10 protein-coding genes are annotated in these 9341 nt (G+C 51.4%); all 10 read right to left on the bottom strand.

Annotated elements, in window-relative coordinates; genetic code table 11:
• Positions 1-322: 322 nt before the first annotated feature.
• The 10 genes from RQP52_RS32910 to RQP52_RS32865 all read right to left on the bottom strand — a co-directional run bounded on the left by RQP52_RS32910 (position 323) and on the right by RQP52_RS32865 (position 9339).
• Positions 323-535: a hypothetical protein gene (locus RQP52_RS32910; protein ID WP_315955753.1), complete on the bottom strand. Its 213-nt coding sequence runs from the start codon at positions 533-535 to the stop codon at positions 323-325.
• A gap of 13 nt (positions 536-548) precedes the next feature.
• The gene (locus RQP52_RS32905) at positions 549-1301 is read right to left on the bottom strand and encodes a YwmB family TATA-box binding protein (protein WP_315955752.1); all 753 of its coding nucleotides are present in this window, start codon (positions 1299-1301) and stop codon (positions 549-551) included.
• A gap of 85 nt (positions 1302-1386) precedes the next feature.
• Positions 1387-2910, bottom strand: coding sequence for an amino acid permease (locus RQP52_RS32900; protein ID WP_315955751.1), 1524 nt, complete (start codon positions 2908-2910; stop codon positions 1387-1389).
• Between the two features lie 45 nt (positions 2911-2955).
• Positions 2956-3084 carry a hypothetical protein gene (locus tag RQP52_RS32895; protein WP_315955750.1) on the bottom strand — a complete coding sequence of 43 codons (129 nt, stop codon included), beginning with the start codon at positions 3082-3084 and terminating at the stop codon, positions 2956-2958.
• Positions 3085-3108: 24 nt separating this feature from the next.
• Positions 3109-3975, bottom strand: coding sequence for an ethanolamine ammonia-lyase subunit EutC (gene eutC / locus RQP52_RS32890; protein ID WP_315955749.1), 867 nt, complete (start codon positions 3973-3975; stop codon positions 3109-3111).
• Between the two features lie 13 nt (positions 3976-3988).
• On the bottom strand, positions 3989-5350 hold the full coding sequence (locus tag RQP52_RS32885; protein ID WP_315955748.1) for an ethanolamine ammonia-lyase subunit EutB: 1362 nt from the start codon (positions 5348-5350) through the stop codon (positions 3989-3991).
• Positions 5347-6831 (bottom strand): ethanolamine ammonia-lyase reactivating factor EutA, encoded by a 1485-nt coding sequence (locus tag RQP52_RS32880; RefSeq protein ID WP_315955747.1) that lies wholly within the window; start codon positions 6829-6831, stop codon positions 5347-5349. The genes RQP52_RS32885 and RQP52_RS32880 overlap by 4 nt, the downstream gene beginning before the upstream one ends.
• Complete coding sequence (locus RQP52_RS32875; protein ID WP_315955746.1) at positions 6824-7432, bottom strand: ANTAR domain-containing response regulator; 609 nt, start codon at positions 7430-7432, stop codon at positions 6824-6826. The genes RQP52_RS32880 and RQP52_RS32875 overlap by 8 nt, the downstream gene beginning before the upstream one ends.
• A complete protein-coding gene (locus RQP52_RS32870) occupies positions 7429-8874 on the bottom strand; it encodes a sensor histidine kinase (protein ID WP_315955745.1) in 1446 nt (481 codons plus the stop codon). The genes RQP52_RS32875 and RQP52_RS32870 overlap by 4 nt, the downstream gene beginning before the upstream one ends.
• Before the next feature lie 24 nt (positions 8875-8898).
• The gene (locus RQP52_RS32865; protein ID WP_315955744.1) at positions 8899-9339 is read right to left on the bottom strand and encodes a EutP/PduV family microcompartment system protein; all 441 of its coding nucleotides are present in this window, start codon (positions 9337-9339) and stop codon (positions 8899-8901) included.
• Between the last annotated feature and the right edge of the window lie 2 nt (positions 9340-9341).

The following is a 9341-nucleotide window of genomic DNA, read 5'->3' as shown; positions in this document are numbered from 1 at the left end:
TTGACTTGCTAGCGAGATTATTCATCTCATTTATAGTCGATTGCTCGACTGTGCTTACTCACTCGTTGTTCAGTTTTCAAAGATCAATGTCTTTCGCTCACTGCCGTGTTACCGAAGCAGCGAAAAGTAATATACCATACTATTTTTCATTGTGCAACTCTTTTTTTAATTCTTTTTTCGAGCTGCTTTGACACGCTTATTTCGCGGCTTTCTTGCGGCCGGAATGACAATATAACATGTCCAACAAGTGGAATGCAACTATTTTTTTCATTTTCTAAAACAAAGAAACACCTGCCCTTAAAGCAAGTGTAAAAGTCATCTTTTATCCATCATGTACGGTATAGCTGTTGACGATCGCCGCGGCGAACGTTACGCGATTATTTCGAAAATAGTGGAAGAGAATACGAGCCTCCGTTGATTCTTCATCATACTTGGGAAAGTTGAAGAAATCGTCGTCTTCCCATCCCTCCCGTCGCAAGCTTTCAATCGATTCAGCAATCACACTCGGGATGACCGGTTTCATAATTGTTGACATATTCTCACTCCTTTTAATATTCCATTGTGATAATTGGTGTACCCGCAGTCAGGCGCCATTTGCCTGAAGTTGATTCCTGATGCAGAGCAAGCTGCAAATTCACTGTTTGATTTCCGCTTTGGATGGAGGTTTGAAACTCATCAGAAGCCAATGACAAGCTAATCGTCTTTGAATCGCTATAGCTCTCTACCGTTTTGCCTTTAAAAGATTGCGCTACCGCTTGAGCAAGCTCGTTGGCATTATTTTTCCCGTCTAATACCTGCTCGTTCATATAACCTTGCACCATCACATTCCATTGTCCTTGGATGACTAGTTTCTTTAATTGATCGCCTGTTTGCTCCTGCCAATTCATAAGCTCAGATGGATCAGCTTGTTCAGAAGCATCTAGTTTCAGGACGGTGTAGCAGCCGTTTGAACCAGCTGGACTTGCAACTGTTAAAGTAACGACATTGCCGGGAGCAATCTCCTTTTGCGCGGAGTACACAGCATGAGAATTGGACTCGTCCAATTGTTCTTTTTGCGGAATTTCGAAGGCTTGAGAAAGTTTTTTACCGGTTTGCAGAATGTTGAGATCGCTACCAGCACATGTTCCATAATAGCCCGTATATTTAAAAGTTATATGCTGCTCATTCATCATGTACGGTTTCACAGTGTTCAAAAGGTGAAGCGCTTCTTGCCCGCTGCGAGCATCTGCATGACGAACCCAGCCAAAAATAATGCCGATAATAGAAAGTACAATAATGGCGTTAACCCAACTTTTCTGCATATAAAAAGGCACCTCTTCACTAGAATCTTCAACTCTAGTAAAAGGATGCCCAAATCTATCAAATGCTAAACCAATAAGCCGAAAGCTATTCTAACTCTTTTTCCCGGCGCAAAATCTCCTCCATAGACTTGTTAAGCGCAGCCTGCGGGCCAGGGAAATGCTTGTTATAGTAGGACAAATCCATGATAACCAAGAGAACGAGCATGCCAGCAACGGCATAACCGGCCATTTGATTCGGGGGAATAACCATGATGACGCAAATAAAAATAATCCAGAGCAGCGCGACAACGGAGATCACATTGCTATATTTTCCAAGATTCCAAGGCCCGAGATGCTTATCTTGAAATCTTCCTTCGGCTTTAGCCCGAAGCTTCAAGTAAATCGGAATGCCATAGGCAACATAAAGACCAACAACACTAACCGCCGTTAGGAACGCTATCGTTGTATACGTGGCATCCGGGTTCACCATTTTGATGAGATAGTCGATGAAAGCAAGCAGGAAAGAGAGGATGATGGCCAGCCAGATGGCTTTGGCCGGGGTCCGGTATTTTTTTGAAATTTGCGCCCACTGCGAGCTTAACGGCATCCCTTTATCCCTTGAAAAAGCATACATCATGCGGGAAAAAGAAGTGATGGACGCAAGTCCGCAGAACCACATCGCAGCCGTGACCAGCCACAAAATGACGGAACCGAATGTACCGCCAAGCGCTTCGCTGATCACATAGATGAACGCATTGCTGGAACCGGCAGCAGCGCTAGCATCCTTGATGGACAAGGTGACAAATGCAAGCATAATAAAACCAATGACAAATGAATAGGCGACGGATGTGAAAATACCCCAAGGCGCGCGCACACGCGGATTTATCGTTTCTTCAATGGTATGCGCCGAAGCGTCATAGCCCGTAAACGTCCACTGTGCCTGCAAAAGCCCGATCAGAAAGGCAAACATATAAGGTTTATCGGAGAAGGTTTCACCTACTTGGAACAAGTACGAGACCGGGTTTAGGCTGCCTTTGGTGAAAAAGGCCAGAGACAGGACCAGCACCGCAACGACAGCGATGTGGTACCAAGCGGAAAAGTCATTCAGCTTCGCAACGATCCGAATGCCGATGTGGTTGAGAATCCCATGCGTAAGCAAAATGACCGAGAAGCAAATCAACACAGTTGTATTGCTCGATTCATAACCGAAGACGCTCGCGATTAGAGGATCAGCAAACAGTGCGACGGAATAATCGATACCGGCGACGATGCCGATTTGGCCAATGAGGTTGATCCAGGCGGTGTACCAGCCCCAGCGTTTGTTTTTCAAGATTGCTGCCCAGTGGTATAAAGCGCCTGCCGTCGGAATGGCCGAAGCCAGTTCAGCCATAACCGCCGCAACGCACATCACAAAAAACGCGACGATCGGCCAGCCGAAGCCCATCATGCCCGATCCCCCATAGGTTAATCCATGACCATATAAAGATACAGCGCCAGTTAAAATGGAAATGATGGAGAATGAGATCGCAAAGTTGGAAAATCCGCCCATACTGCGCAGCAGCTCCTGGGCATAACCGAACTTGTTCAAATCACTTTTGTCTTTGTCCTGATGATTGGAAGATAAGCTCATCTTTACTCCTCCTCATCTTTTCACAACGATTTGTGCCGCAAAGTCTCATTTCCCCAAAAAGCTTTCGTGCTTGCTTTCATCGAATTCCCGAATGCTCTTGTTCGCAACGCTAACGATCCAACCAGCAAACAAACATGTGATGACAACGATGACGATACCAATCGCCAGTCCCATTCCGCCCCACCTCCTTCGCTGAATTCAGATTTCCAGGTTAACTCCGCTGGTTTTTTGTTCGAGCATCTTTTGTACGATGGTGCCGATATGCGCGCCGCCCTCCAGAGGGGGTGTGCCTCCGCGGTGAATATTGGATATAACCGTGCGGTCGCTTTCTACCGTGCCTTTCCGCGGTTTGTAACAGATGTAGGCACTTAATGATTTGGACGAAACCAGCCCAGGACGTTCTCCGATCAAAAGCACGATCACATCCGGCTGCAAGATTTCCCCGATATGATCCATCACGGCAACCCGTCCGCCTCGTACAAAAAACGGAGTACCTGTGGATAACTTATAAGCCGTCAGCGAGTCAAGAAGCGAGGGATATACATCGGCCAGATTGGCATCTACCGCGTTGGCGCTAAGCCCATCCGACACAACGATCTGTACTTGTGGATGTCTGCTGCACTTTTTCTGAATAAGAGCGATTCCCTCATCCGTAACAATACGTCCCATGTCGGGGCGCTTCAGGTAGTTTTCCGTATTCTCATAACGTGTTTCCACGGTAAATAAACCGAATTGGTCCAGAAGCGCTTGACTTGCTTCGCCATAGATGGAATCGACAGCAGCCGCATGATCACGGCGGAATTTCAGCACTTCTTTGGTTAATGCCCGCGTTCCGGTCCGCCAAACGCCAATTCGTGAAGGTGTGCTGGCGAGCAATTCGTTCATCCCTTCCTCCCATCTGGGACTCGGCACATGCGACTGCGGCTCTTCCTCTGATGGCATAGAAAGATCTGGCTGATCGGTCGGTGAGGGCTCCTCTTCTTTTGATACAGTAACGGACAGCTTCTTCTCTAGCTCTGCCATCACCAGATCCACTAGCGCATCGATGGGGACCCCGTTGTTCATCGCTACACCTCTTTCACATAAATAAACTCGGGTCCCCCGCAAGCGGCGTTAGCCGGCCGTTGTCCATAAGGCCCATTCGAACCAACCATTGTTCAAAAGCAGGAGCCGGTCGCAGTCTCATTAATTCCCGCAAAGTGGCGATATCGTGATAGCTGGTCGACTGATAGTTGAGCATGCAATCGTCCGCCATGGCTACTCCGATCAAATAGTTGACGCCTGCGGCTGAAAGCAGCACAGCCAAATTGTCCATATCATTCTGATCCGCCTTCATATGGTTGGTATAGCAAACATCCACCCCCATCGGCAGCCCCTGCAGCTTGCCCATGAAATGGTCCTCCAACCCAGCGCGAATGACCTGTTTGCTGTCATATAAATACTCGGGCCCGATGAAGCCAACCACCGTGTTGACAATAAACGGCTTATACTTGCGGGCAAGCCCGTAACAGCGCGACTCCAGCGTGACCTGATCGATGCCATGATGCGCTTCCGCGGACAGCTCAGAGCCCTGGCCCGTTTCAAAATACCACAGATTCGGCCCCGTCCCTGTCCCCTCCCGCGTGATCAGTTCATCCGCTTCATCCAGCAGAGCGACATCGATGCCAAAAGCTTTATTGCCGTCTTCCGTTCCTGCCAAGCTTTGGAACACCATATCCGCAGGCGCTCCTTGTCGAATCGCGCGCATCTGCGTTTTGATATGCGCCAAGACGCAGTTCTGCGTAGGGATCTGCCATTTCTCCATGACCTCCTTGGTCATCTGCAAAATGTGCTTCACGCTATCTGCAGAATCAATCACAGGGTTGATGCCGATTACCGCATCGCCGATCCCGTAGCTTAATGCTTCAAAAAGCGCTGCTTTTATGCCTTGAATATTGTCCGTCGGATGATTGGGCTGCGCCCTCCCGGCGAGCACGCCTTTTTGACCGATGGTGATGTTGCAGTGGCTGGTGACCTCCATCTTGGACGCGGCCTGCACCAGATCCAGATTGGTCATCAGCTTGGCGGCGGCGGCTACCATCTCGCTCGTTAGGCCTCGGGAAAGCCGACGAATGTCGGGATTCCCTGTCTCCTGCCGCAGCAAATACTCCCGCAGCTCAGCCACCGTCCAATTCCGCACCTCGGCATAGATCTTCTCATTCAAAGCATGCTCGATGACTCGAGAAACTTCATCGGTCTCCGGAGGCAGCAGGGGATGGTTCCGGATATCCGCCAGCGTCAAATCGGCAAGCACTTCTTTGGCGGCGATTCGTTCCTTGGCATCCTGCGCGGAAATGCCCGCGAGCTGGTCGCCTGACTTCTCCTCATTCGCTTTGGCCATCACTTCCTTCAAATCCTTGAATTGAAACGTTGTGCCGAGCAGCGTCGTTTTCAAATTCACCGGCCGCTCTCCTCCCCTCTGCCCTGGCCTTGGAAGGCCAATGTTTTGACCACTACGGGAATCATGATGCCGGAAATCGGCTCGCCTAAATCAATGTAATCCCCGTGCTCCACACGAATTTGATCGATGCAAATGACTTTCGGATGTTGCGCGCAGCGTCTCGAGAGGGATTGGCCGAGCGCCTTGGCGATGTCCGTTTCACAAATGACGACCATCGCTTCACTATGAGGAAAATGATGAATAAAGCTCAGATACAGCTTATCGGCTATGTATTGAAGGGTTGGATAAGTTAAGTGGTGCGTCCCTGACAACGCGAGTCCAAACGGAGGCGAACGATCAAGAGCGAATAAGCTTGCGCCATCTTGCATGAGAGCGTCAAACCGGTCCGCAAGCGCACTGCCCTGGACTAGCAGCTGCGGCGACAGGTCCAGCTTGAGCACGGGCAAATTGCGGATCGGCAGCAGCGAAGCATCTAAGTGCACCGTCGCACCGCTGATCTCCGTGCTCTGCATACCAGCGCCGATGACGGTCGCTCTGACCGTCTGATCCGCTTGAATCTGGCGAGCGGGGTAACCAGCGGCCAGCTCCTTCCAGGCATGGGCAAGCAGCGGACCGATATCCTGGTGCACGGCAACGTCCTCCAAGCTGCGGGGCGGCATTGTCTCTGCCATCAGTTGGCCTACACCGCCGGAGACCATCCATTCTTCTATAGAAGGAATGGCAGATAACGGCGTTCCGATCATTAGGGCTTCAATTGCAGCGTCTGCAACACGGACGCCGCTTAAATAGTCCATCATGCAGCGGCACATAGTCATGCAGATTTCGTTCAGCTGCAGCAGGCTTAGCCTGTCGCCCGGCTGAACGGTGTAGCCGGCCTCCTGCAGCCAAGGGCGTATCGACGGCGACACCTCAAGAATCGTGCCGGTCGAGTCGATCCGTATTAGCCTGCCGCCGACATGAAAGGCGACCGTGCCGAGCAGCTTGCCGCGATGAAAAATCGCTGCATTCGCCGTACCGCCGCCGATATCGATGTTGGCGACTGCGCCTCGAAGCTGCCAGGAGCGCTGCTCCGCGCCGGCGCCTTTGCCGGCGAGCAGCCCTTCGAGATCAGCGCCGGCTGTCGCGACAACGAAATCGCCCGCTCGTTCTGCGAGCAGATGGAGGATATGCTGCGCGTTTGTTTTGTTCGCCGTCTCACCGGTAATGATGACGGCGCCGGATTTGATTGCCGCTGGCCGGATGCCGGCCTGCTCGTACTCCTGAGCCACGATGGCCCAAATGCGCTCCGCGTGGATCTCATCGCTGCTGAGGAGCGGAGTGCTGTAAATCGGGCTCGCATACAGCAGCTCCCGCTCCGCAATCTGGAAGCGCGGCAGGCTGAGCACGCCGGAGGAGCGCACGATTTTCAACCGGGAAATGACCATCTTCGTTGTACTTGTTCCGATATCGAGTCCGACACTCGTGATCCATTGGTCAGTCATGTGTCCGCCCACCCGCACCTGCTAAGACTTCAGCTCCATCCCGCAGAATGTCTGCCGCCAGCTTCGCAAGGGGTATACGTGTGGCCATGCTCACTTCGCGCATTTTGGCGTAAGCCTTCTCCTCACTCAAAGCGTGCTTCTGCATGACGAGCCCTTTCGCTTTTTCGATGCTCTTGCGTTCCTCAATGGATTGCTTGAGAAGTTTGATATCCTGCTTTAGCGAGTCCATTTTCTCCTTCTGGCTCAAAGCAATCTCGACAGCCGGCAGCAAGTCTTCCTCCGACACCGGTTTGACTAGAAAAGCAGCCACCCCGGCCTCGCGCGCGTCCTTCACCAGCTCCTTCTGGCTGTAAGCAGTCAGGAGCAGCACCGATGTATCCTGCTGCAGCTTGCGGATAATATGAGACGCCTTGATGCCGTTCATGACGGGCATTTTAATATCCATAATCGCCAAATCGGGCTTCACCCGAGCTATCAGCTCTATCGCTTCCTCACCATTCTTGGCTTCGCCTGCGACGAGGTAACCGCCCTCCTCCAGCATTTCACGGATATCCATGCGGATGATGGGATCATCATCGACGACGACAATGGCATTTCTCATGGCATTTCGTCCTCCTTTGACTGCGATCTCGCTATTGGAAATGTAAGCTGCACTTCGGTTCCTCGCTCATCCGTCATGATATCCAGAACACCGCCGAGATTTTCTTCTACTAGTGTCTCCGTGATCTTCAACCCTAGATGGCCTTTCCGCTCGGAATGATTCGCCGCTTTGAACCCGATGCCGTTATCCGACACCCGAACCCGAGCGAAACTGTCTTGATGCTGCAAAGAAACTTCAATATGTCCCGTACGCCTCTCTCCGAAAGCATGCAGCACGCAGTTCTGCACCAGTTCATTCACAACAAGCGCAAGCGTCGTAGCGGCATCGGATTGTAAAATGAGCTCATCCCCGGAAATAACCGGGACGATGGTCTGATCCGGTTTGGACGAGGAGGAAATAATGTTCTTGATGATGCGGTCCACAACCTCGTTAAAATGGATCGTCTCCAGTCCTTCAAACGCGAGCATTTCATGAATGACCGCTATCGAATTAATGCGGTTGATGCTGTCGCGATACACCCTCACAACTTCTTCGTGTTTCGTTCTTCGCATCTGCAGGCGGAGCAAGCTGGAGACAGTTTGCAAATTATTTTTCACGCGATGGTGAATCTCCTTGATGACGGCGGACTTGATGACGAGCTGCTTCTCCTTCTCTTTCATATCCGAAATATCGCGCAGTAAAATAATCCCGCCTACCTCCCTCTGCTCCCGGTAAATGGACATAGCTTTGAGCTCGAAGGTCACATGCCCGATTTGCAATTCCTGCTGGATGAGGCCTGAACGGCCAAGTACCGTCAATTTCCCGTAAAATAACTGGGTGATCAGGGAGCCGTTAGCAGCCTCCGCCGTGTGACCGATTTCCTTCAGCATGTCGAGCGCACGCGGATTCGTGTAGGTGACCCGCTCCTTGTCATCAAAAACAATGACGCCTTCATGCATCAGCGACTGCATGCTGCCCTGCGACATGGCCACACTAAGCAGCGTTTCGCTCAGCTGTTCCGTTGTCTCCATCAATCGGGTCACATTCTTCTCCTGCTCAAGCTTCTCCGTAATGTCCTTCTCCATGATGAGTGCCCCGATCACCTGACCGGTTCTGGAGCGAATCGGCACGACATTTTGCTGGATGGCAATCTGCTCCTGCGAAATGCCGCGCGAGCCGATCACGGATTGGCCGGAAAGCAGGCAGAACATGACGGCGGGCTCATTTTGCACAAAAGCATACTGACCTACGACCGATGTCTTGTACAAGGAGGAGCCTTTGGAGGGACGTGCCTCCGCCACGACGAGCGCCATCCCTTTATCAGGGAGTGGGCAGTCTATGAAGACATCCGATTCGGATACATCGGCAAATAGTTGGAGATGATCCGCCATCTCTTGGATGGTTTGGGTTTCTTCTATGCTCAAAAGCGTATACTTCCTGCACAATTCCATAATGGACGCCATGGTGCATCCCTCTTCACTTTAGGATCAAGAACGTACGATTTGCATAAGCTTATCTTTTAACTTGGCAATGCCTTCGTTTGATGCAGCGGATGTAAGAAAGATTTCACCTTCCGGCAGCGCCTGCCTCAGAAGTTCGATAGCATGATCGATATCTGCCTGGGGGTGATCGATTTTGGTCACAGCCCCTAAAGCCGGCACGGCAAAACCTTGTTCAAATCCAGGGGGAAAATAGTTCCCGTCCCGCGTAGCATCTTGAACCAGCAGAACGGCTGCGGTCTCATGCGAGGTCGCCATTAACGAGCGGTAATACAGCGGATTCTCGCTGTACTCGCCGGGAGTATCGATGACCCAGTCACGGTAGATGAGGCTTTGCGTTTTGGATGCAGGCTGGGACTCCCCGAATAAGGCTTTGATCAGCGTTGATTTGCCTGCGCCGACGGCACCGATGATCATCACTTTTTTCATCG

The organism is Paenibacillus violae, from assembly GCF_032461945.1.
Taxonomy (GTDB): domain Bacteria; phylum Bacillota; class Bacilli; order Paenibacillales; family NBRC-103111; genus Paenibacillus_E; species Paenibacillus_E violae.
This window is presented reverse-complemented; position numbering and strand designations above follow the sequence as displayed.

Coding starts and splice junctions, on each gene's coding strand:
- RQP52_RS32910 (WP_315955753.1), bottom strand. CDS start 535: ATGTCAACAATTATGAAACCGGTCATCCCGAGTGTGATTGCTGAATCG.
- RQP52_RS32905 (WP_315955752.1), bottom strand. CDS start 1,301: ATGCAGAAAAGTTGGGTTAACGCCATTATTGTACTTTCTATTATCGGC.
- RQP52_RS32900 (WP_315955751.1), bottom strand. CDS start 2,910: ATGAGCTTATCTTCCAATCATCAGGACAAAGACAAAAGTGATTTGAAC.
- RQP52_RS32895 (WP_315955750.1), bottom strand. CDS start 3,084: ATGGGACTGGCGATTGGTATCGTCATCGTTGTCATCACATGTTTGTTT.
- eutC (WP_315955749.1), bottom strand. CDS start 3,975: ATGAACAACGGGGTCCCCATCGATGCGCTAGTGGATCTGGTGATGGCA.
- RQP52_RS32880 (WP_315955747.1), bottom strand. CDS start 6,831: ATGACTGACCAATGGATCACGAGTGTCGGACTCGATATCGGAACAAGT.
- RQP52_RS32875 (WP_315955746.1), bottom strand. CDS start 7,432: ATGAGAAATGCCATTGTCGTCGTCGATGATGATCCCATCATCCGCATG.
- RQP52_RS32870 (WP_315955745.1), bottom strand. CDS start 8,874: ATGGCGTCCATTATGGAATTGTGCAGGAAGTATACGCTTTTGAGCATA.
- RQP52_RS32865 (WP_315955744.1), bottom strand. CDS start 9,339: ATGAAAAAAGTGATGATCATCGGTGCCGTCGGCGCAGGCAAATCAACG.